The organism is Advenella sp. (genome assembly GCF_052108595.1).
GTDB lineage: Bacteria > Pseudomonadota > Gammaproteobacteria > Burkholderiales > Burkholderiaceae_B > Advenella.
In genome coordinates this window covers 1-22,949 of sequence record NZ_JBQEAU010000074.1, presented here as the reverse complement: position 1 = coordinate 22,949, position 22,949 = coordinate 1, and the positions used below count along the sequence as shown (strand labels likewise).

21 protein-coding genes and 1 pseudogene are annotated in these 22,949 nt (G+C 56.6%); 5 read left to right on the top strand and 17 right to left on the bottom strand.

Features of this window, described 5'->3' with window-relative positions; all coding sequences use genetic code 11:
* From ACTIKR_RS13690 to ACTIKR_RS13675, 4 genes and pseudogenes are all read right to left on the bottom strand, one after another.
* A pseudogene (locus ACTIKR_RS13690) lies at window positions 1-404 on the bottom strand (3-oxoacyl-ACP synthase); the annotation flags it as partial.
* Window positions 405-464: 60 nt separating this feature from the next.
* The gene (plsX, locus tag ACTIKR_RS13685) at window positions 465-1,505 is read right to left on the bottom strand and encodes a phosphate acyltransferase PlsX (protein WP_193087133.1); all 1,041 of its coding nucleotides are present in this window, start codon (window positions 1,503-1,505) and stop codon (window positions 465-467) included.
* Between the two features lie 103 nt (window positions 1,506-1,608).
* Window positions 1,609-1,791, bottom strand: coding sequence for a 50S ribosomal protein L32 (gene rpmF, locus ACTIKR_RS13680; RefSeq protein ID WP_014750352.1), 183 nt, complete (start codon window positions 1,789-1,791; stop codon window positions 1,609-1,611).
* Between the two features lie 56 nt (window positions 1,792-1,847).
* Window positions 1,848-2,408 carry a YceD family protein gene (locus tag ACTIKR_RS13675; RefSeq protein ID WP_193087134.1) on the bottom strand — a complete coding sequence of 187 codons (561 nt, stop codon included), beginning with the start codon at window positions 2,406-2,408 and terminating at the stop codon, window positions 1,848-1,850.
* Window positions 2,409-2,673: 265 nt separating this feature from the next.
* Here ACTIKR_RS13675 and ACTIKR_RS13670 point away from each other — a divergent pair, with 265 nt between their 5' ends.
* Together ACTIKR_RS13670 and ACTIKR_RS13665 are read left to right on the top strand one after the other, a co-directional pair.
* Window positions 2,674-3,276 (top strand): Maf family nucleotide pyrophosphatase, encoded by a 603-nt coding sequence (locus ACTIKR_RS13670; RefSeq protein ID WP_193087135.1) that lies wholly within the window; start codon window positions 2,674-2,676, stop codon window positions 3,274-3,276.
* A complete protein-coding gene (locus tag ACTIKR_RS13665; RefSeq protein ID WP_193087136.1) occupies window positions 3,273-3,974 on the top strand; it encodes an SAM-dependent methyltransferase in 702 nt (233 codons plus the stop codon). The genes ACTIKR_RS13670 and ACTIKR_RS13665 overlap by 4 nt, the downstream gene beginning before the upstream one ends.
* Before the next feature lie 30 nt (window positions 3,975-4,004).
* Here the strand turns inward: ACTIKR_RS13665 and ACTIKR_RS13660 are convergent, their stop codons facing one another.
* From ACTIKR_RS13660 to ACTIKR_RS13640, 5 genes are all read right to left on the bottom strand, one after another.
* On the bottom strand, window positions 4,005-4,805 hold the full coding sequence (locus tag ACTIKR_RS13660) for an N-acetylmuramoyl-L-alanine amidase (protein WP_193087137.1): 801 nt from the start codon (window positions 4,803-4,805) through the stop codon (window positions 4,005-4,007).
* A 77-nt stretch (window positions 4,806-4,882) separates the two neighbouring features.
* Window positions 4,883-5,563, bottom strand: coding sequence for a sulfite oxidase heme-binding subunit YedZ (locus ACTIKR_RS13655; RefSeq protein WP_370540152.1), 681 nt, complete (start codon window positions 5,561-5,563; stop codon window positions 4,883-4,885).
* A 17-nt stretch (window positions 5,564-5,580) separates the two neighbouring features.
* On the bottom strand, window positions 5,581-6,567 hold the full coding sequence (gene msrP, locus ACTIKR_RS13650) for a protein-methionine-sulfoxide reductase catalytic subunit MsrP (RefSeq protein ID WP_193087138.1): 987 nt from the start codon (window positions 6,565-6,567) through the stop codon (window positions 5,581-5,583).
* Between the two features lie 68 nt (window positions 6,568-6,635).
* Entirely contained in the window at window positions 6,636-7,301 is a 666-nt protein-coding gene (locus ACTIKR_RS13645) for an HAD-IA family hydrolase (protein WP_193087139.1), read from the bottom strand.
* Between the two features lie 107 nt (window positions 7,302-7,408).
* A complete protein-coding gene (locus tag ACTIKR_RS13640) occupies window positions 7,409-8,362 on the bottom strand; it encodes an RluA family pseudouridine synthase (protein ID WP_193087140.1) in 954 nt (317 codons plus the stop codon).
* A 551-nt stretch (window positions 8,363-8,913) separates the two neighbouring features.
* Between ACTIKR_RS13640 and ACTIKR_RS13635 the strand changes: the two genes are divergently transcribed.
* Complete coding sequence (locus ACTIKR_RS13635) at window positions 8,914-12,054, top strand: Rne/Rng family ribonuclease (protein ID WP_193087141.1); 3,141 nt, start codon at window positions 8,914-8,916, stop codon at window positions 12,052-12,054.
* A 174-nt stretch (window positions 12,055-12,228) separates the two neighbouring features.
* On the opposite strand, the gene ACTIKR_RS13630 is transcribed toward ACTIKR_RS13635, so the two are convergent.
* The 6 genes from ACTIKR_RS13630 to ACTIKR_RS13605 form a co-directional block, all read right to left on the bottom strand.
* Window positions 12,229-13,683 (bottom strand): tripartite tricarboxylate transporter substrate-binding protein, encoded by a 1,455-nt coding sequence (locus tag ACTIKR_RS13630; RefSeq protein WP_442328101.1) that lies wholly within the window; start codon window positions 13,681-13,683, stop codon window positions 12,229-12,231.
* A gap of 163 nt (window positions 13,684-13,846) precedes the next feature.
* Window positions 13,847-14,287, bottom strand: coding sequence for a MarR family winged helix-turn-helix transcriptional regulator (locus ACTIKR_RS13625; protein ID WP_193087145.1), 441 nt, complete (start codon window positions 14,285-14,287; stop codon window positions 13,847-13,849).
* Between the two features lie 14 nt (window positions 14,288-14,301).
* The gene (accD, locus tag ACTIKR_RS13620; protein ID WP_193087146.1) at window positions 14,302-15,177 is read right to left on the bottom strand and encodes an acetyl-CoA carboxylase, carboxyltransferase subunit beta; all 876 of its coding nucleotides are present in this window, start codon (window positions 15,175-15,177) and stop codon (window positions 14,302-14,304) included.
* A 23-nt stretch (window positions 15,178-15,200) separates the two neighbouring features.
* Entirely contained in the window at window positions 15,201-16,031 is an 831-nt protein-coding gene (trpA, locus tag ACTIKR_RS13615) for a tryptophan synthase subunit alpha (protein WP_193087147.1), read from the bottom strand.
* 9 nt (window positions 16,032-16,040) lie between these two features.
* Window positions 16,041-17,240 (bottom strand): tryptophan synthase subunit beta, encoded by a 1,200-nt coding sequence (gene trpB, locus ACTIKR_RS13610; protein WP_193087148.1) that lies wholly within the window; start codon window positions 17,238-17,240, stop codon window positions 16,041-16,043.
* 53 nt (window positions 17,241-17,293) lie between these two features.
* On the bottom strand, window positions 17,294-19,627 hold the full coding sequence (locus ACTIKR_RS13605) for a RelA/SpoT family protein (RefSeq protein WP_226816384.1): 2,334 nt from the start codon (window positions 19,625-19,627) through the stop codon (window positions 17,294-17,296).
* 433 nt (window positions 19,628-20,060) lie between these two features.
* Here ACTIKR_RS13605 and ACTIKR_RS13600 point away from each other — a divergent pair, with 433 nt between their 5' ends.
* Window positions 20,061-20,573 carry a flavodoxin family protein gene (locus ACTIKR_RS13600; RefSeq protein ID WP_193087149.1) on the top strand — a complete coding sequence of 171 codons (513 nt, stop codon included), beginning with the start codon at window positions 20,061-20,063 and terminating at the stop codon, window positions 20,571-20,573.
* 314 nt (window positions 20,574-20,887) lie between these two features.
* On the opposite strand, the gene ACTIKR_RS13595 is transcribed toward ACTIKR_RS13600, so the two are convergent.
* Both ACTIKR_RS13595 and pncB read right to left on the bottom strand, forming a co-directional pair.
* Entirely contained in the window at window positions 20,888-21,238 is a 351-nt protein-coding gene (locus ACTIKR_RS13595; RefSeq protein WP_128394499.1) for a RidA family protein, read from the bottom strand.
* An 87-nt stretch (window positions 21,239-21,325) separates the two neighbouring features.
* The gene (gene pncB, locus ACTIKR_RS13590; protein ID WP_193087150.1) at window positions 21,326-22,501 is read right to left on the bottom strand and encodes a nicotinate phosphoribosyltransferase; all 1,176 of its coding nucleotides are present in this window, start codon (window positions 22,499-22,501) and stop codon (window positions 21,326-21,328) included.
* Between the two features lie 115 nt (window positions 22,502-22,616).
* Between pncB and fdxA the strand changes: the two genes are divergently transcribed.
* Window positions 22,617-22,940 (top strand): ferredoxin FdxA, encoded by a 324-nt coding sequence (fdxA, locus tag ACTIKR_RS13585; RefSeq protein ID WP_193087151.1) that lies wholly within the window; start codon window positions 22,617-22,619, stop codon window positions 22,938-22,940.
* Window positions 22,941-22,949 lie beyond the last annotated feature (9 nt).

The following is a 22,949-nucleotide window of genomic DNA, read 5'->3' as shown; positions in this document are numbered from 1 at the left end:
CCTGCCCGGATAAAGCTGTCGGCGATGGCCAGCGCATATACAAAACCACTGCAGACGGCCTGGACATCAAACGCAGCGCCGCCCTTGTTGCCAAGTTTTGCCTGAATCAGGCAGGCAGTACTGGGGAAAATGAAATCGGGAGTGGACGTCGCGACAATGATCAGATCAAGGTCAGCCGCAGCAATACCGGCATCGGCAAGCGCCTTTTCAGCGGCCAGAAAGCCCAGTTCGCTGGAGGTCACGCCAGGATCGGCCAAATGCCGTTGATGTATACCAGTACGGGTCACAATCCATTCGTCGGACGTTTCAAGACCCCGCTGGGCCATATCTTGAGCAAGCATCGTGTTGGTGACACAGTTGGGGGGTAAATAACTTCCCGTACCCACGATGGTTGAATAAGTCATGTATGGCTCCGAAGACAATTTAAATAAGTAAAGCAGGCAATTTTATAGTTTTTATGACTATTATGCGCTGCTTTCCGTATTTTTTGAGCGAATGAGCTGACTGATCTGCAGCACAGAGCTGGAGGTTTTTTCCAGCAGTTTGCTGGCAACCGCCTCGCGGGCGCGCTCAAGCGCGATGGTGTAAGCGTAGATATCGGCAGAACCGTGACTTTTGATGACAACGCCACGCAGACCAAGCAAGGCCGCACCGTTATGGTTACGCGAATCAACCCGATTGCGAAAGCGGTTCAGAACAGGCCTTGCGAACAGACCAGCGGCCATGGTGAACGGATTGCGCAAGAACTCATCACGAATCATGCTGCCGATCATCTTGGACAAACCTTCAACGGACTTGAGCACAACGTTGCCGACAAAACCGTCGCAGACCACCACATTGGTGGTGCCCTTGAAGATATCGTCGCCTTCGACATTGCCGTAAAAGTTCAGGTTGCTGGCGCGCAGCAACTCGGCCGCTTCCTTGACCACATCATTGCCCTTGATGGCCTCCTGCCCGATATTGAGCAGGCCGATACTGGGATTCTCGATGTGCTCAACCGATTGCGACAATGCCGTGCCCATGATGGCAAATTCAAGCAGATGCTCTGCCGAACAATCCACATTGGCACCCAGATCAAGCACGGTCGTAGTGCCGCCTCGCTGATTGGGAATAGCTGCAGCAATGGCAGGACGATCAATACCATCCATGGTTTTGAGAACGTAGCGGGAAATGGCCATCCAGGCACCGGTATTTCCAGCAGAGACGCAGGCATCGGCACGGTCCTCCTTGACGCAGGTCACCGCGACGCGCATGGAGGAATTTTTTTTCTTGCGCAGCGCCATATCAACCGGATCGTCCATGGTAACCACTTCGGACGCGGCGACAATTTCAAATTGCGCGGGATTGGCCGGACGTGCCTGCTTCAGGGCAGCGGCTACCTGATCAGGTAGACCCACCAATAGAAAACAGGTATCAGGAAACTTTGCGGCGACCTGAACGGCCGCCGGAACGGTGACGGGAAGGCCGTGATCGCCTCCCATACAGTCAATTGCAATTCTGATCACTATAAATAATGTTTCCGTTACGGTAATACACGAGAAACGGCCAGGAACGTATCGGACAACAGCACCGACAGACGGCTTCTTCCCTTACCGGTTAAACAGAGAATTATTCGTCGTTTTTAGTTTTCAGAACTTTGCGGCCACGATATACGCCGTTGGGACTGATGTGGTGACGCAGGTGCAGTTCACCTGTGGTTGGCTCGATCGCTGTCGCTGGTGCGGTCAGAAAATCGTGCGAACGGTGCATACCGCGTTTTGAAGGTGTCTTTTTGTTTTGTTGAACGGCCATGATGACTCCGAAAATAAAACTGCACAACCCGAAAATTATGCAGAAAATAGGTTAAGTTACTGCTTCTTTAAAGCTGCCAACGCCGCAAACGGCGATGGTTTTTTGTCTGCCCCTTCGGGCGTTTCCTGATTGTCATACTGCACGCATGCATAATCATGCCTGGGTATGTAGGGCAGACTCAGAATTAATTCGTCTTCCACCAATTCCAGCACCGATTGACTGGCCTGGGCCAGAATCCGGTCCGGGCCTTCCATATCTGGATCATCGAACTCGGTATCGTCGTCCAGCGACGCCTGGTTGGTTACTACTTCCAGTGGCACGGCACTGTCGACTTCATAGACAAAAGGTTGCATGCAACGCTGGCAGATAAGTATCGGCCGGGCGCTGACTTCCAGATGAAGATAACGTATTCCGTGTTGGGTGCGCTCTCCACGCACAGACCAGCGTACCAGGCCATCTACATCAGCCCCGGCGCCATCAGCATCGCCCGAAGGCAACACCTGCGCTGGCAGTAGATCGCTAATCCGTGAAAATGCCGACAGAGGCGTCTCGCCGCTTTGCTCTGCACCGCGGGAGATAAAATCCAGTACGTCGATCACAGGATGACCGGGTTTCATAAAATAGCCAGATATTGTATTACAGATATCTGCCTGCGGAACATTTTCAAGCGGATTAATCAAATGGGTTATATTACAAACGGTGTATAAATAACAAATATTTATACACCTCAGACTTATAACCCTGATCACACGCCGACCAGGTTCTGGCAAACAAATTCGGTCTTTTCCAGAAATTTCGCTGCGGGTTTTCAGTGCTCACCCACACATTCCCCGGAAAACATAAGATAATAACTTGTTCACCTCCGATAAGTCAATGAAAACCATGTCATTTTCCCCTTCGCGTCTTATTCTCGCGTCATCGTCCGTCTATCGCAAGACCATGCTGCAGCGGCTGGGCCTGCCCTTTGAGGCCATTTCCCCCGGTATAGACGAGTCTGCCCTGCCTGGCGAGGCACCCGAAGCCCTGTCGCAGCGCCTGTCACTGGCCAAGGCGCAGCATGTCGCCGACCAATATCCGGGCAGCGTGGTGATCGGCTCCGATCAGGTTGCCACTCACGACGGCCAGCCGATAGGAAAACCAGGAACACATGAGCGTGCCTTTGCGCAGTTACGCGAGCTGTCCGGGAAAACCGTCGCTTTCCACAGTGCGCTGGCTGTGACCAATGGCACACGCAGCGCCGTTGCCGATGTGGTGACGCGCTGCGTATTCCGCGAGCTGACAGACGAGGAAATCGAGCATTACCTGGCCGTGGAAAAGCCATTTGACACCGCAGGCAGCGCCAAGGCCGAAGGCCTGGGCATCAGCCTGATGCAATCGATGCACAGCGACGACCCGACTGCCATCATCGGGCTGCCCCTGATCGAACTGTCCCGCATGCTGCGCAGTTTCGACCTTAACCCCACTCTTCTGGCTCAATCGTTATGATCAGTACGCTTCACCTGCTTCCTGTCAGCCTGGGCAGCGCTGCCCTGGAACAATGGCTGCCTGCCGGCGCGCAACAGAAGGCTTCCATTCTGAAGACCTATATTGCCGAAAATGCCAAAACCGCCCGCGCATATCTGAAGCAAACCGGCACCGAAGGCGCAATCCAGGACATTACGATTCACACATTGGGTACAAAAACACCCGAAGCGGACATCCGTCGCTGGCTGACCGAGACCCGCGGTGACATCGGTCTGGTATCGGATGCCGGCTGCCCCGCAGTGGCCGACCCCGGCGCGCGCGTCGTGCTGCTGGCCCATCAACTGGGTATTCAGGTCGTGCCGTGGGTAGGCCCCTCATCCATTCTGCTGGGCCTGATGGCCAGCGGCCTGGATGGACAGCGCTTTACGTTTCACGGTTATGTGCCTATTGCGCCAGCCGAACGCAGTAAGCAGCTCAAAGGCTGGGAACAGCTATCGTCCCGCCACAACCAGACGCAATTGTTCATTGAAACCCCGTACCGCAATATGGCCATGTTCGCAACGCTGCTCGAGACCCTGAATCCGGCAACCCGACTGTGCATTGCCCGCGCGCTGACAACGGCAGATGAATGGATCAGAACCGACACCATTGCCGGCTGGAAACGGCGCCCGCAACCGGATCTGGACAAATTTCCGACATTGTTCCTGTTTCTGGCCTAGCGCTGCCACTGCGCCCGTTGAACGCAAGCGCTATTGTTGCAGCGCAGGCATCTGGCGCGCCAGATCTTCTGCAATGGCCACGGTCTGCCTGTCGAGGCGACCGCTGTACTCTGCCGGCCGATAATGCATCTGGAATGCACGAACAACCCGCCGGGTCTGCGAGTCCCATACGCCGCTTTGCACTATCGGGTAACCGATGCGCGCCAGCAACCCCTGAATATACGAGGCATCTGCCAGCGCACGTGCGCTGATCAGCGGGATGCGTTGAGCAACCGCGGCTTCGTCATACCAGCGCCCCAGCCCCTGCAGGGCCAGCTCCCGCCAGGGAAACGCGGGACCAGGGTCACTCTTGCGCAAGGGCGCGATATCGCTATGCGCCACAATATTCCAGGCACTCACGTGATGACGCGACTGGATGTCGCGCAGTAACGCCGCCAGCACTCTGATCTGTGATGATGTGTATGGCGCCCAGCGAGTGCGCGCTACGTCCAGAGGCCCGGCATTGACAATCTCAATACCAATGGACATAGCGTTCAGGTTTGGGTATTCAAACCATTGGCTCAGCCCCGCATGCCAGGCGCGCCGACTTTCGTCGACCAGCGAAAATATCCTGACCGGCTCTTCGGTGATCAAATAATGTGCGCTGACCCGATCCTGGGTAAGCAAGCGCAGGGAGTCGCTGCGATTTTCCGAGGTATAGTGCAGCACAATAAAGCGAACCCGGCTATCCTGGCCGGAAGCGCGCAGCGATGTATCTATGGGCAAGCCCGTGGTGCAGGCGCCTAGCCCCAATGCCGCAGCCGCCAGTAGCAACCAGGCCCGTCTTTGCATGATCCCGCCCTCTTTTTGCGTTAAATCTTCTCTGGCGCAGGCCACAGCCCAGCAGTGCCCGACGAAGCAAAACGTCCCTAGACCGCAGCCGAGCGCCGCCGATTTCGCCATGCCCGCACGATCCGCCAGAGCAGCAACAGAGCCAGCAGCGTACCATACAGAATCGGCTCGGCAAAGTCATTCTTGCCTGCCCGCATCAGCCAGAAATGCACGATACCAAGCACGCCGATGGCATAAATACTCCGGTGCAAACGCGTCCATTTCATTCCCAATCGGCGCATCCAGCCCTGCGTAGACGTTAGCGCCAGGGGCACCATAAGCAAGAATGCCGCCATGCCGACAAAAATGAAGGTGCGATCCAGCACATCCTTGATCATGGACGACAGGTCCATATTGCGATCGAGCACGATCCAGGTCAGCAAATGCAGCACGACATAAAAGAAAGCAAACAGCCCCAGCATGCGCCGCACACGGACCAGTGCCGGCTGATCCAGTATTTGCCGGACAGGTGTGACCGCAAGCGTAAGCAACAACATGGCCAGCGTCCAGAAACCTGAGGAACGGGTAATGAACTCGACGGGATTGGCCGTCAGGCCATCGTTATATCCCAGGTAGAACCAGCGCAAAAAAGGGATCAGGCAGAGCAAAAACAGCACGGGTTTAAAGCGCGCCACCTGGCTGGCCGTCCAGCGCCTGCGCATCAGAGAGGCAGCCCTGGCGCTGGCCGCCGGCGGGGCCGCGCTGGTAGATTCAGACATAAAGAACACCCTGTTGCTCAATAATTGGCACGCAAATCCATTCCGCTGTAAAGTGAGGCGACCTGCTCCCCATAGCCGTTAAATTTCAAGGTTGGCACTTTGGGATCAAAGAAGCCGCCGCCGATCACGCGCTCATGCGACTGGCTCCAGCGTGGGTGCGGGACATCCGGGTTCACATTCGCATAAAAGCCGTACTCAGAGGGGGCAATGGCCACCCAACTGGTTTCGGGCATGGTTTCGGACAGCACGATTTTGACAATGGACTTGCCCGACTTGAAACCGTATTTCCAGGGAACAATAATGCGCAATGGCGCGCCGTTCTGGTTGGGCAGGCGCTTGCCGTAAAGCCCGAAAGTCAGCAGGGTAAGCGGATTCATGGCTTCGTCCATGCGCAGCCCCTCGCGGTAGGGCCACGGGATAATACGATCGCTCAGCCCAGGCATCGCTTCGGGCTGAGTATCGGTCACAAACTGGACAAATTTGGCCTTGCTGGTGGGCTGCACCTGTTTGAGCAGCGCCGATAGCGGATAGCCCACCCACGGAATCACCATAGACCAGGCTTCGACGCACCGCAGCCGGTACACCCGCTCTTCCTGCGGCGCCAGCTTGACCAGCTCATCCAGGTCGAAAGTTCGCGGCTTTTCCACCTCACCACTTATCTGCACCTGCCAGGGCTCTGTGCGCATTTTTCCCGAATAATCGAGCGGGTCGCCCTTGCCAGTCCCGAATTCGTAAAAATTATTGTAAGACGTAATGTCTTTTTCCGTGGTGAGCTTGCGATCGATTTTCGCTGCAGCATATTGCGGGTTCGGTTGCATGCCGGCAATCGCTGGCAACGTATTTGCCGCGCCAGCCACCTGCGGTAGCGTTGCGCCCAGGCCCGCCAGCCCGGTTCCGGCAGCGATGCCGGCCATGTGTTGCATCCACTGCCGCCTGGCTTGCCAGACTGGCTCAGGGGTAATCTGGGAAGACGGAATATGGGGATAGCGCGGGCGTATGGACATGGTTGGCTCCGGTGGCTTGCTGGCGCAAAAAATGACAGCAATAATGATGAATATTGCAACTTGGAAAGTTAGACAGCCATTTTTCGACAATGTTCCAGCAAAAACGATTGTAATTGCGTCGGCGTTTCCGCAATCAGGGTTGGCTTGCTGGCAACCAGCTCTTGTTCACTGTGCGCGCCATACGTGACCGCAATGCTGTCCACACCAGCAGCCTGAGCCATCTGGATGTCATGCGAGGTATCGCCCACCATGACCGCCTGTGCGGCCGGCACCGCCAGTTCCTCCAGAATTTCCTCAAGCATTCTCGGATGTGGCTTGCTGAATGTCTGATCTGCAGTACGGGAGACATCAAAATAATGCCCCAGGTTCATGCCGGTCAATACCCGGTCCAGCCCGACACGGCTTTTACCCGTGGCCACGGCCATCAGCACCCCCTCGGCCTTCAATGCATCGAGCATACCGATAATGCCATCGAACATGCGCAAATCAGGATCCCTGAGCAGGTAATGGATGCGATAGCGCTCAAGGAACCGCGGCAACTGAGACGGCGTCAGATCAGGCACCGCGCGATGCAGCGCCTCATCGAGCGAGAGCCCGATGACCCAACTGGCCTGCGCCACGCCGGGCACAGGCAGTCCCATATCACGACAGGCGGCCTGGATGGCTGCGACAATGGTATGGGTGGAGTCCATGAGGGTTCCATCCCAATCGAAGATGGCAAGTGAATAACGCATTCTATTTTCCATATGGTGAAATTAGGAGGGGAGCGGTGCATTTAAACAACAATAAGCTGAAGTTCCTGCTGTGACGCCGCTTGCGCCAACCACAAAGGCGTCCGCGCTCAGCGGCGGACAGCCAAACGATCGAGCAATTGCCGGCACACGTCGGGCAGCGGCGCAGTCAGCGATAAGGGCTCCTGCGTTACAGGATGCGGGATTTCCAGCGTATGCGCATGCAGGAACATGCGGGCAAACCCCTGCCGGGCAAACGCAATGCGAGTCTCATCATTGCCATATTTTTCATCGCCCACGATAGGAAAACCACTGGCGGCCAGATGCACCCGAATCTGATGGGTACGTCCGGTGCGCAGCTCGGCCTTGACCAGCGTATAGCGGCCAAAACGCGCTTCCTTGCTCACTATCGTATGGGCCGCCTTGCCTTCGGGACGAACCCGCACCCGCCGCTCGCCATCGCGGGTCAGGTATTTTTCCAGGGGTAGCCGTATATGTTGCCGGTCATTAACCCAGTCACCCTCGACCAGGGCAAGATAACACTTGCGCCCGCGGCTCTCTTTGAACATGCCGTGCAACGCGACCAGTGCGGCGCGCTTTTTGGCGATAATCAGCAATCCCGAAGTTTCTTTGTCCAGACGATGGGCCAGTTCCAGGAACCGCGCCTCGGGCCGGGCCGCCCGCATCTGCTCGATAACCCCGAAAGAGACGCCGCTGCCGCCGTGGACCGCGACACCCGACGGTTTATCGATGACAATCAGCGCATCATCCTCGAAAACAATCGGAAACTGGCCTGCCGGCACCACCCGCTTTTCATCGGGCGTGGCCACCCGCAAGGGGGGAATCCGGATTTCATCGCCGTCTTTTACCCGATATTCGGCCTGCACCCGCCCCTTGTTGACGCGAACCTGGCCGCTGCGGATAGCCTTGTAAAGATGGCTTTTGGGCACCCCTTTGCACTCGCGGATGAGAAAATTATCGATGCGCTGACCGTCGGATCCGGCGTCTGCCCGTACCAGCCGAACAGAAAAAGTTGGTTTTTTATCAGAAGTTTGTTTGCACATACTCAAAAGAGCCTTATAATTCGGAGACCACAAAAAGACTGAATTAAAACCGTCCGGCGTTGAGAAACCCGTAGTCCAAGAAACTGCAAGCAGGTCTCCGCCCGTCAGCCAAATACGCATTGTACCGTCCTAACGTCAATCCGCTATCTGTATTTCAGTCTTTTGAGTGACTGGTTTATAAACACTGCGGCGCCTGTCGTATCTGTTATCAACGCGGCAGGCCATACATCATCTGCCCACAGATATCACCGCCATTGTGTTTATAGCGTACAGAATGAACGAAGCGCCCTGGTTTTTATTTTGTCCTGACGGCACCGCAAGGAAACGGCAGGATAAAACACAGAAGAATTCAACAATTGAAATTACTTTACTCTGTTAATTTTCTGACTGGCTCTGCTGCACGTCGACATCCGACGGCAGACAGTCCCACATAAAGCGCCCCGACCTCGCGCGGGATCCGCGCGAGTCAGTCGTCTATTCGTACGTTTCACCAGTTATTCGTGGTGAGTGCAACGGCGTTCGTTGCTCTCGTTTAACGGAGAAACTGCTCTATGAAACGCATGTTATTCAACGCAACGCATCAAGAAGAATTACGCGTTGCGATTGTCGATGGCCAGAAGCTGATCGACATCGATATCGAAACCGCCGGCCGTGAACAACGCAAGGGAAGCATCTACAAAGGGGTCATTACACGTATTGAACCCGGCCTGGAAGCCTGCTTTGTCAACTATGGTCACGATCGCCACGGGTTTCTTCCTTTCAAGGAAGTGGTCCGCAGCTACTTCAAGGAAGGCGTGGATGTGCGCAGTGCACGCATCCAGGACGCCCTGCACGAAGGCCAGGAACTCATTATTCAGGTAGAAAAGGAAGAGCGCGGCAATAAGGGCGCTGCCCTGACTACGTTCATTTCCCTGGCAGGCCGCTATCTGGTCCTGATGCCCAACAACCCGCGTGGTGGTGGCGTATCGCGTCGCATCGAAGGCGAAGATCGCCAGGAACTGCGCGATGCCATGGAGCAACTTGACTTGCCTTCGGGCATGAGCATCATAGCCCGTACCGCCGGTATTGGCCGCAGCGTTCCCGAACTGCAGTGGGACTTGAAATACCTGCTGCAACTTTGGACAGCCATTGATGCCGCCGCCAAAGACTACCCTGCTCCTGTCCTCATTTACCAGGAATCAAGCCTGGTTATTCGCGCCATCCGCGATTATTTCTCGCCGGACATCAGTGAAATCCTGATTGACACCGAGGCCATTACGCAACAGGCAACGGCATTCATGCAGGACGTCATGCCTGACAACGTCAATCGCGTCAAACGCTATCAGGATGATATTCCCCTGTTTTCGCGATTCCAGATCGAACACCAGATCGAAACCGCATATTCACGTACCGTCCAGTTGCCTTCCGGCGGCTCTGTGGTTATTGACCACACAGAAGCCCTGGTCGCTATTGACGTGAACTCGGCCCGCTCTACCCGTGGTGCCGATATTGAAGAAACCGCCATGCGCACCAATCTGGAAGCAGCCGAAGAAGTGGCTCGCCAGCTGCGCCTGCGCGACCTGGGTGGTCTGATCGTGATCGACTTCATCGACATGGAAGACAACAAAAACCAGCGTGCCGTCGAACAGAAACTGCGCGATGCCCTGCATGTGGATCGCGCCCGGGTCCAGATGGGAAAAATCTCCCGTTTCGGCCTGATGGAACTATCGCGTCAGCGCCTGCGTCCGGCCCTGAACGAAGGCTCCCATATTACCTGCCCACGCTGTAACGGCACAGGCGTCATCCGTGACGTCGAATCCAGCGCCCTGAATGTGCTGCGCCTGTTGCAGGAAGAGGCCATGAAGGAAAATACCGCTGCCCTGCACGCACAGGTGCCTGTGGAAGTGGCAACGTTCCTGATGAACGAAAAACGGGCCGATATCGTCAAACTCGAATCTCGCCTGAAAGTCAATCTGGTACTGATTCCGAACAAGCATTTCGAGACGCCGCACCATCATATCGAACGCATCCGCTACGATGATTCCCGTCTGGATGATCCCAAGGCCAGCATTGACCTGATCGAAGCGCCGGAAACCACGGTCACATGGGAATCAACCAAGGACAAATCCGAACACAACGAGCGCCCCGAGGCTCTGGTTAAAGGGATTTCTCCTGACCAGCCTGCGCCTAGCGCAATCAAACCACAAGTCGTTGCGCAGCCTCAGGTGAGCGCAGCAGCGGCGCCAAGCATCGGCGGCATGTTCCAGAAAATCCTGTCGTGGCTGGCCGGTCCAAAAACGGCCGCACCTGCAGAACCGCAAAAAGACGCATCTACCACCGAAAAACCGGGTGGGCGCAATGCACGCGGTGGCTCACGCACCGCTGCCAGCGGCGAACGGGGCGAGCGCGGTGGACGCAATCGTCGTGGTGATAAACGCACATCGGCCAAATCCGAGGAAGGAGGCGAAAACCGCCGCAATCCACGTGGACGCCAGCGCAAGCAGGACGATAGCGACACTCAGGATACCGCTGCCGACGGCAAGGCGCCAGCCAGCGCCAATGTCCAGGCGAACGCAAGTACGGAAGACAGCGGTGGCCGCAGTCGTAACCGCCGTGGACGAGGCCGCAACCGCCGCAACACAGGCGATGAGACCGAAGTCACAACAGCAGTAGCAACAGAAAATACCGAGCAGGCACAGACGCCGGAGACCGCGCAGACCGAAGCAGCACCGGCACCACGCCGTAGCCGTCAGGCCAGCGCAGAAGCTGCTACCCGTCCGACGCCACTCGAACAGGATCTGATTGATGACGATTCCGAAGAGGAAAACGATCGTGCAACGGAAGGCGAAGATACCCAGACCGGTGATACTGAACCGCGTCGTCGTCGTCGTCGCAGCCGTCGTGGCCGTCGTCAGAATGATTCGGTAGAGACGGCAGAAACCGAAAAAACGTCTTTCGTGCCCAACGAAGTTATGCTCGCCACAGGCGCGGGTGCCACTGCCGCTGCTGATGCCGTCACAACAGCACAAGCTGACGCCGCAGAAAGCAAGGCTGTCACAACACCGGCAGAAAACAATGCGGCTTCTGGCGATACCGCATCGTCGGCGCAAAGCGATCAGTCGACTACCGTGTCGGATACCACTGCGACCAAAACCGCAGCAACCGCTGCACCAGCCGCTGATCATCCGGTGGCTGCCCTGGCCGAACCGGCGGCTGCATCCGAGCCCGTTGCGCGATCAACCCCCGTTGACGCAGTGACACCGGCCGCACCCGCTGAGCCAGTGGAACCAGCCGTAGCTGCTGCGACTGACACTGCCGCGACAGCAGCCGCCAGCATTGCTGCGACCGAGACACCTGTCCAAGTCGCGGAAAATGCCGGGACACAGGCTCAGGCCCCTGCCGAACAGTCAGACCAACAGGCGGAGCCAAAACCTGCGGAAACGACTAAAGAACCGGTGGCGGCTGCAGCTGCTGTATCGGCTCCGACGCCAGTTCCAGCACCGGCTGCCATTTCTGCTCCCGCCGTTGAGACCAACAAGGAAGCGCTTAAAGAAATCGTTTCTGGCGTCGGTATGGAATGGGTAGAGACCCGCTCCGGACTCACGGAAGACGCGATGATGGCCCCTCCTCCAAAACCTGCCGGACGGCCTCGCAAGGCGCGTAGCAAGGCTCAGGCGGAACCATTGGAAATCGTGGAAACCCGCGACGAGTAAACCACTGCCGGCCTGTCTCCAATACTGGAAACAGGCCGTACAATGGAAAAAGCCCCTTGTCTGTAGCGCTGTGTTAAAACACGGTGCAATGACAAGGGGCTTTTTATTTGTCTGCTGCGATAAACGTGAACACCGCGTCCCTATCGCAACGCGTGGTTTTGTTGCTGCGTAGCTTTATTGCAGCGTGATGTTCCCCGCCTTGATAATCTTGGCCCAGTCTTCGCGTTCCTTGTCGGAATAGGATTTGAATTCGGATGAGGTCATGGGCATGATCTCTACGCCCAGCGCCTGCACTTTTTTGCTCACCGTCTCACTTTCCAGCGTGGCTTTCAGATCCGAATCCAGCTTTTTCACGACCTCGTCGGGCATGCCCGCCGGACCGACCAGGCCCTGCCAGGCATAAGCAACAAAATCGCCCACCCCTTCCTGGGCCATAGTAGGCACATCAGGCAGCAAAGCCAGACGCTCTGGCACGGTCACGGCCAGCACCCGGGCTTTGCCCGCCTCTGCGATGATTTCACGCGCAGCGTTTACCCGGTCAGTGCTGTAGGTTTGCAGCAACGCAGTGTCAGCCTGGCCATTGACGACCGCCGCCAGTTTCCAGCCTAGATCCATCGCATCCTGAAACCCGGTATTGGCGCCTCTTACGCCAAAAATAGGAAGCAAATGAGCCGCATCCCCCACAAACATGACCCGTTTATGCACATAGTCGGGCAAGGTGAGCGCACGCGCCGAATAGACCGAAGCCCAGTCCATTTCCCAGCATTTATCCTGGTAGCCCATCATCTGCAGTTGCGCATTGACCGCTGCCGCCAGATTCTCGGGTTTGAGCGCTTCTTCGCTGCTGACGTCGGCCCCCAGCTGATAATCAAAACGCCAGATATTGTCCGGCTCTTTATGCATCAAAATCGTATTGCCAGGATTCCAGTTGGGCGAAAAGAACGCCAGCCGCTCCGTAGGCAGATCCAGATCAATGCGGATATCTACAATAACAAACCGGCCTTCATAGCTGTCGCCTTCCAGGGCAAGCCCAAGTTGCTGGCGCACCGTGGAGCGGGCGCCGTCGGCGGCGACCAGCCAGTGAGTGCGGCAGGTATATTCGCCTTCAGGCGTATCAATGACCAGGGCAACGCCCGATTCGTCCTGGGCAAAAGAGGTGAGCCGATTACCCCAGCACAAGCGGATCAGCGGCTGCGCCTGCGCAGCTTGAACCAAATAGGTTTCCAGCCAGTTCTGCTGCAGATTATTCAGCGGCGCGAAACTGTCGTTATCATCGACCGGCGTTTCCATGCGAAATACCCGTTCACCTTTATAGTACGAGTTGCCACTGGTCCAGGGCAGCGCCTTGGTCAAGATGCGCGTTGCGACGCCGGCAAAATCCAGGATTTCCATTGAACGTTTGGTAAAAACAATGGCCCGGCTACCCTCGGTCACCTGGCATTCCGATATCAGCACGTTCGAGCGGATGCCGTGGCGCGCCAGAATAAGCGCGGTAACCAGCCCGATAGGGCCGCCGCCTACAATAGTTACCGGCGCTGTTGCGTCTTGCCCTGCGCCGGGGTGGTATGGGGCATAGACGGTATAAGGGTGATACAGAGAGGCGCGCGGTTGCCGCAAGGGCTGGTGCATAAGAAGTCTCCTGACGCTGTTATCCTGAAGTGCCGCAAGCCCTGAGGCACTATTTTTTGGCAGTTTAATTGAAAAATCAACTAAATTCAAGCAACTGGATATGGGTATTTACCCGTGATACAGCGGCAGCGCACGCAGGTTAAACGCGGCGCTCGCATGCCCGTTAATCAGTCAGATTCTGGTGGATTTTGCTAAACAGCCCGAACAACGTCTGTTTTTCGCGAGGAGTGAGGGATTTGAGCGCCACTTCGTTGCGCTGGACAATCAGGTCTACGATATCGGTGTAAACCAGCTGCCCAGTCGGGGTCAAAAACAGTTCAAATGCTCTTGCGTCCCGACTGTCGCTGCGTTTTTCTATGATGCCTTTTTCAACCAGCGACACGACTGCCCTGCTTGCCTGGCTCTTATCCAGGTTGGCCAGCCGGGCCAGCTGAATCACTGACAAGGTCCCGTAATAGCCCAGAACGGCGATCGTGCGCCCTTCCCCGGCATTCAGAGCGATGCGCTGAATATCTGAGTAGTCGACACGCCGATCGATCAGTTTGGATAACTGATGCAGCTGGTAGGTCAGCGTTTTTTCGAGTCGAAAAGCGTCAGAATCCATCGGCGCCTCCTGCCTCAGACAGACACTGCTTCACTGGATTGGCGTGTGAGCAGGGCCATCAGTCGCGCCAGTTCCGTACGCAGTTCGCGTCTGTCAATCACCATGTCCACCGCGCCTTTTTCAAGCAGGAATTCGGCACGCTGAAACCCTTCAGGCAACTGTTCGCGAACGGTCTGCTCGATCACGCGCGGACCGGCAAAACCGATAAGCGCCTTAGGCTCGGCAATGACGACATCGCCCATGAACGCGAAGCTTGCAGAAACGCCGCCCATTGTCGGGTCGGTCAGCACACTGACAAACGGCAGTCCTTCCTGGGACAGGCGGGTCAGCATGGCATTGGTTTTTGCCATTTGCATCAGCGAGAACAGGCTTTCCTGCATGCGGGCACCGCCAGAGGCAGCCACACAGATAAACGGTGTCTTGTTCTGGATAGCCGCGCGAACGCCCCGCACGAAGCGCTCGCCCACGACCGAGCCCATGGACCCACCCATAAAATCGAATTCAAAGCAGGCAAGCACAACGGGAACGGTACAGATGCTGCCGCTCATGACAACCAGCGCATCAGATTCGCCTGATTTTTGCGTGGCTTCGGCCAGCCTTTCGGGATACTTGCGGCTATCCTTGAACTTGAGGGGGTCAGTAGAGCGAATGCCTTCGCCGATTTCTACACGACCGTCTGTGTCCAGCAGCGCGTCAATCCGCGCACGCGCGTTCAATCGCATATGGTGGCTGCATTTTGGACATACATGGACCGTCTCGACCAGGTCGTCGTTATACAGCACCGACTCGCAGGACGGGCATTTGACCCACAGGCCCTCGGGCACACGTCGCCCCTGCTGCTCTGTCTTTTTGTTGATGCGCGGTGGAAGAATCTTGTCTAGCCAACTCATTGTCAATCCTTATTTCTGAATGCTTATTTTCTGTTCTGATCCAGCGCCTGCCGGATCTCGCGCAGCCAGTCCCCGGCAGCGGTTACTGCCACGTCGGACGGGTTGGCCGATGGATGTTGGGCGATCGCTTGTGTCATGGTTTCGATCAGGCGACTGCCGATAACGACTGCGTCGGCGGCTTCGGCAACCTGCACAGCACTGGCTGCATCGCGAATGCCGAAACCGACACCAACCGGAATGGATACATGTTTTTTGATGCTTGCGACTCGTTCGCGCACCTGGCTGATATCAATGGCCGATGACCCGGTAGTGCCTTTGAGGGACACGTAGTAAAGATACCCTTCGGCCCGTTTTGCCACTGCCTGGATCCGCGCCTCCGTAGAGGTGGGCGACAGTAGAAAAATAGGCGAAATCCCCTGGGCGCGAAGATCGCCGGCAAAATCATCATATTCTTCTGGCGGACAGTCTACAATCAATATCCCGTCCACGCCCGATTTGCCTGCCTGGGCTGCAAACTGTTGCTGACCCATGGCTTCAATCGGATTGGCATAGCCCATTAAGACGACTGGCGTGCTTTGGTCCATCTTGCGAAACACGGCGACCATGTCCAGCACATCGCGCAAGCCCACGCCCCGAGCAATGGCGCGTGCTGTGGCCTGCTGAATCACGGGGCCATCGGCCATGGGATCGGAAAAAGGCACGCCCAGCTCGATAATATCGGCCCCGGCCCTGACCAACCCGTGCATGAGCGGAACTGTTGCCGCCGGATTCGGGTCACCTGCCGCGATGTAAGGAATCAGGGCAGTACGCCGTCCCAGCCTTGCAAATGTTTTATTGATCCGTTGCTGGCTCATTACCGCTCCTTACAACGCAATGCCGGTATATTCGGCAACGGTATGCATATCCTTGTCGCCGCGGCCCGACAGGCACACCAGCAAAATGGAGTCGCGTGACAGGGTGGGAGCCAACGTCGCTGCGTAGGCCAGCGCATGCGCCGACTCCAGGGCCGGCATGATGCCTTCCAGACGGCAGCATTGGCCAAACGCGTCCAGGGCAGCATTGTCGCCTACGGCCACATAGGTGGCGCGTTTACTGTCGTGCAGCCAGGCGTGTTCAGGCCCGACACCGGGGTAATCAAGCCCGGCCGATACAGAATGGGTTTCCTGAATCTGCCCGTCGCGATTCTGCAGTACGTAAGTGCGATTGCCATGCAGGACGCCCACCCGGCCGCCGTTGATGGAGGCCGCGTGACGGGGCGTATCCAGTCCCTGGCCGGCGGCTTCAACGCCGATCAGCTTGACCTTGGCATGCGACAGATACGGATAGAAAATGCCCATTGCATTGGAACCGCCACCAACACAGGCGATGACCGCATCCGGCTGGCGACCGGCACAGGCCGGCATCTGCTCTATGCACTCCTGGCCAATGATTTGCTGGAAGTCTCGCACCATCACCGGATAGGGATGAGGACCAGCAACAGTGCCGATAATGTAATAGGTGTCGTCAATGCGGGCGACCCAGTCACGCATGGCTTCGTTCAGGGCATCTTTGAGGGTACGCGATCCGGATTCTACCGGCACCACCGTCGCCCCCAGCAGCTTCATGCGGTACACGTTTGAAGCCTGCCGCCGCACGTCTTCGGCGCCCATATAGATTACGCATTCCATCCCATAGCGCGCAGCCACCGTCGCCGTCGCGACGCCATGCTGGCCCGCGCCGGTTTCCGCAATAATGCGCCTTTTGCCCATTTTGCGTGCCAGCAGGATTTGCCCAATACAATTGTTGATCTTGTGCGCACCGGTATGGTTCAGGTCTTCGCGCTTGAACCAGATTTGCGCCCCGCCCAGCTGCTCAGACCAGCGGCGGGCGTGATAGACCGGGCTGGGACGCCCGACAAAATGCGCCAGTTCGTACCGATACTCAGCGACAAAATCAGGGTCTTCCTTGTACTTTTCATAGGCGTCATTCAGTTCCGAAACAGCGTGCATCAGCGTTTCGGCGACAAAAACGCCACCGTAACGGCCGAAATGGCCCCTGTTGTCGGGAAAGGAATAAGCAGTCAAATTGGCTCCTGGCGTCGGGTTCAGACGAGCAGTAAAGGGCTATTTTACATGTTTTAACAACGTGCAGCGCTGATAATTCCGGGGATATCCAATATGGCGTTCATGGCCTTTCGCAGCTGTTCGCCGTCCCGCACCTCAACGGTGAAATGCAGATGGGCAATCGAGGCCTTGCTCTGCGTGTTGACACCCACCACATTCAGTTTCATGCGAGAAAACAATTCAGTCAGATCCTTGAGCAGGCCGCTACGATCCTGCGAATGGATGGCTATATTGACCGGATAGACCGTATCTTCGGTATCTCCCCAGGCAACCTCGATAACACGCTCGGGGCTTTTGTTTTTCATGACCGCAAACGAGGGGCAATCGCTGCGGTGAATGGACACGCCCCGCCCCCGCGTGACAAAGCCGCTGATCGGGTCCGGAGGCGCCGGATGACAGCACCGGGCCAGTTGCGTAAGCAGTGAATCGACGCCGACCACCAGCACACCGCTTTTGCCAGTCTTGACCGCGCTTTGCGCCCCCGACTCGCGCGCCACGATGGTATCGTACGCAGCGCCGGGGTCAGGATCAGGTTCCTGAAAGGCCGTCGCGATCTGTCGCAGACTGAATTCATCCTTGGCAACAGCGACATACAGATCATCGCTGTTGGCAAAGCCCAGGCGCTCAGCCAGCTGCTCCAGATTGACCGCTGTTTTGCCCAGCCGGGCCAACTCCTTTTCCACCAGATCCTGACCGGTCGTTATCCGCTTTTGCAGTTCGATGGCGTTGAACCACAATCGCACCTTGGCACGGGCACGCGGGCTGGCCAGATATCCCAGCTGGGTATTGACCCAGTCACGCGACGGTCCGCCTGACTTGGCGGCGATGATTTCCACCGTCTGCCCGTTGAGCAGCTTGGTATTGAGCGCCACCATCTGCCCGTCTACCCGCGCGCCCCGGCAGCGATGCCCCAGGTCTGTATGAAGATGATAGGCAAAATCTACCGGCGTGGCGCCTTCAGGCAATTCGATAACGCGCGCCTGCGGCGTAAGCACATAAATGCGTTCAGCCGCTTTTGTATTGTGGCGTTCCTGCCGGGACTGCCCTACTTTGGGCTCCGGTGCGGCCGGCACCGCTGCATCGACCGGTGCCTTTGCGGCTGCGGTCGATGCCTGGAGAGAACTATCCGGTGGATCGTTGACCGGCAGGCCGACTTCCTTGCGCCATGCCAGCAACTGGCGCATCCAGGACACCTGGCGGTCGTACATGGACACGGCAGCGATCTGGCCGCCCTTGGGACCCGCCTCTTTGTAACGCCAGTGCGCCGCCATCCCGTACTCGGCAAAATCGTGCATCTTGCGGGTGCGAATCTGAGCTTCGAAAGTATGCCCATCAGTGGTTTGGAGCACCGTATGCAAAGACCGGTAACCATTGGGCTTGGGACGCGCGATGTAGTCATCAAACTCGTTCATGACCGGCGTCCAGCGGGCTTGCAGCAGCGACAGCGTGGCATAGCAGTCCCGCTCATTGGCAACAATGATGCGGATGGCCAGCAGGTCATACAGCTGGTCAAACGTCAGACGCTTGTTGCGCATTTTGTTATAGATACTGTAGATATGCTTGGCGCGCCCCGACACGTCGGCCTCGATACCCATATCGGCCAGCGATCCGGCGATGTCGTCGGTCAGGCACTGGATGCGCGCTTCGCGTTCGATGCGCTTGCCCTCGAGTTTGCGAGCAATATCCTTATAGATATCGGGCGACAGGAACCGGAAAGACAAGTCTTCCATTTCCCACTTGATTTGCCAGATACCCAGTCGGTTGGCCAGGGACGCATAGACGTCCCGCGTTTCTTCGGCCAGTTCGATCGGGCACGGATTTTTGGTTTCAGCGTACCAGCGCAGCGTTTGCAGGCGCGACGCCAGGCGAATCAACACAATCCTAAGGTCGCTGGCCATCGCCAGCAGCATCTTGCGCAGCATTTCCCGCTGGCCGGACGATTCGTTGTGCCCTTGCGATGAGGCGTTGCGCGCGATCGCCCCGATCCGTAACAGCGCCCGCGAGCCGTTGATCAAACTGAAGGTTTCCAGTCCGAAAAGCTTGATAAGCTCATTTTTCTGATCCCGCGCAGAATCGTCCTCCAGATCAATGGGGATGGCCAGCACCAATGCCGCAACCAGCGTAGCGGCATCCAGTTGCAACTGGCAGAGGATTTGCAACATGCCCTTGGCGTGATGGATGGACGGCTCGCCGGTTGCGATGGATGCATCCTGCAAAATCGGGTCGCACCAGGCGACGGCCTGCTCCACCATTTTGCGGCCAGCATCGTCCAGACCGGCACATACGGCATTCATCCATGCGTTGTCCTGGAAGGAATCCGGTATGAACTCGGGTTCTGTTGTTTTCATAAGCGGGAGCAGGTGGATATATTGGAAATGTCAATAAAAGTGGCAACAGCCTGCGTTCCCTGATTGTCAATCCATCATGGCAACACCAGGCGGACAGAAACGATCGGGCCAGCAACGGCATGTTTGTACAAATAGGTATTTTAACGCCGCTGGCCAAAAAAGAGCAGGCTTGCGTGATTTGTTTATCCGGTAGACAATTTGACGAGTACAGTAAATAGCCGGCGGCAACCGCAAATTCCTTGTAGCACAACCAGATGCGCTGCAAGATCAGACCAGCGCCCTGCCCCTGGCTCGCAGACTGCCTGCGCAGATTGGCGCGCATTGCTGTCTCGTCCCACCAACCGTTTATCGACAGGAGACGCGTTGCCGGCTTGTAGCACCCATAAGGACTGGCGTCACTTTATTGCCGCCGGACCTGCCGGCATTTTATTCTATGTCAAATGATATTACCGGCAACTCGCTGCTGATCGTGTGGCACTCCAGAACCGGTGCCGCCGAAGCCGCGGCAAGGCAGGCTTACAAGGCGGCGCAGGCGATCCGCAACGAGCTTGGCGAGCCCCACCGCAACGTCTACCTCAAGCGTGCCTGCGACGTGACGCCCCAAGATATGCTTGAAGCGGGCGCATACCTGTTTTGCGCACCGGAAAATCTGGCTTCGCTCAGCGGCCAGATGAAGGAGTGCCTCGACCGCTTGTATTATCCGGTGCTGCACCGTATAGAAGGCCGCATTTTCGGTGTGATCATTACCGCCGGCAGCGATGGTGAAGGCGCGCTGCGCCAGTTGCGGCGCATTTGCAGCGGCTGGCGGCTCAATGAACAGGTGCCCGGTATTATCCTGAATATGCGCAGCGATACCGAAGAGTCCATTCTGGCGCCCAAAACGCTCTCCGAGACACAACAGCAGCAGGCTGGGGAAATCGGTGCAACCCTGTTCGCGCTGCTGTAAGCCTCTGTTGCGCCGCCTTGCGGTCTATCAATCGGGAACTGGCCTGCCGACACAACCTGCTTTTCATCGGGCGTAGCCACCCGCAAAGGAGGAATCCGGATGTCATCGTCGTCGTCACGCATGGCGTCGGGCCAGCGCCGCAGCGTGCGGGTGCCCGCCAGTGCAACAACGATGTCAAGGTGAGTGTTATGGACGGCGCAGGGAATGTAGGTAACATAGGCAGGTAACATAGCGCGCCCGCCGCTGTTGTCGACGGGCGCCAGCGCGTGACTGGCCGGCGTCGTTACTTGCGCATTATCGGATAAATTGCGAGCTTACAGCGCCGCCGTTGCGACGATTTCCACTTTATAGTCCGGGTTGGCCAGACGGGCTTCGATGGTGGCGCGTGGCGGGGCATTTTCTTTTGAAACCCACTCGTCCCAGGCCTTGTTCATTTGATCGAATTCCTTCATGTTGGCCACGAAGATCTGCACCATCAGCAAACGCTCCTTGCTGGTACCCGCTTCCTTGAGCAGGGAATCGATGGTGGTCAGCACTTGCTTGGTCTGGCCTTCCATATCGAGCGTGGCATCGTCGGGCACCTGGCCGGCAAGATAGGCTACGCCGTTGAATACGGCCATATCGGAAAGGCGGCTGCCTACGTTGGTGCGCTTGATCTCACTCATGATTGACTCCTGTTTGATCGTTGTCGAAAGCGTGCATTATCACACAGCCAACACGATTGCGGCGCAAACAGAATGTCGTTTTTTCAATCACGCAGGCGGCAGGTCAAAGACGTGACGCAGGTAAGTCAGATAGGCCGGATCATCGCACATGGTTTTTTCCGGTTCGTCCGAAACCTTGGCGACCGGCTGCCCATTACAACGCACCATTTTCATGACGATCTGCAACGGCTTGACACCCAAATCGTTCGTCAGATTGGTGCCAATCCCGAAGGACACTTTGCAGCGTCCGCTAAAGCGCCGATGGATATCCATGGCCACCGGAAAACTCAAGCCGTCGGAAAACACCAATGTCTTGGTGGACGGATCAACCCGGTTATTGCGGTAGTGGGCCAGCAACCGCTCGCCCCATTCGAACGGATCGCCCGAATCATGCCGGGCGCCATCGAACAGCTTGCAGAAATACATATCGAAATCACGCAGGAATGCGTTGGTTCCGTACACATCGGACAGCGCAATCCCCAAGTCGCCCCGATACTCCATAGCCCATTTTTCCAAGGCAAAGACCTGGGAGTCACGCAAGCGCGGTCCCAATGCCTGGCAGGCCTGCAAATACTCGTGGCCCATGGTTCCCAAAGGCGTGACACCATATTGCTTGGCCATCAACACGTTGCTGCTGCCCGCAAAGTTGACGCCCATCTGTTTTTGTAGTGTCTGCACCACTTCGTGGTGCCACTCGCCGGAAAAACGGCGGCGGGTGCCGTATTCGGCCACCTTGAAGTGAGCCATATCGGCCGAGCTGGTGATCAGCTGGATTTTCTCTTCAAGGCGCCGTCGCCCCTCTTCGTAGTGCAGGCCCGGCGCCTTGTTGCGAAAATACACTTCGTTGACAATAGCCAGTACGGGTATTTCGAACAGGATGGTGTGCAGCCAGGAGCCCTTGACCTCAATCGAGATTTCGCCCGGTTCCTGGCCTGGGGTAACGGAAATGCATTTCTCGGGCAGATGAAACAGCCCCAGAAACTCGACAAAATCCCCTTTGATAAAGCGCAGATTACGCAGATAGTCCAGCTCGTCTTCGGAAAACTTGAGTTGGCACAACTCGTGGATTTCGCTGCGGATTTCTTCGATATACGGCTGCAGGTCAATGCCTTTGGAGCGGCATTTGAACCGGTATTCGACCTGTGCCCCCGGAAAGTGATGCAGTACCACCTGCATCATGCTGAACTTATACAGGTCTGTATCGAGTAGGGATTGGATGATCATGGTAACGTCATAGATGTTTTCATAACCATATCACAGCTATAGGGTTTTGAGCATATTCCCCTAAAGATTAGGTAAAATCCTAGTTTGACAAATAAATATTTAATCTGGAGTGGTAATGACTCACGTCGTGACCGAAAACTGCATCAAATGTAAATACACCGACTGCGTCGATGTCTGCCCGGTTGATTGCTTCAAGGAAGGCCCCAATTTTCTGATTATCGATCCGGACGAATGCATCGACTGCGCCGTCTGTATACCCGAATGCCCTGCGAATGCCATTTTCGCTGAAGAAGATGTACCCCAGGACCAAATGAAGTTTATCGCCATCAACGCCGAGCTCAGTGCTGATTACCCAACCATCAGCCGGTCTGTCAAGCCTTTGCCTGACGCCGACGAATGGAACGGTAAAGAAAATAAACTGCAACACCTCGAACGTTGAGAGAAGGCA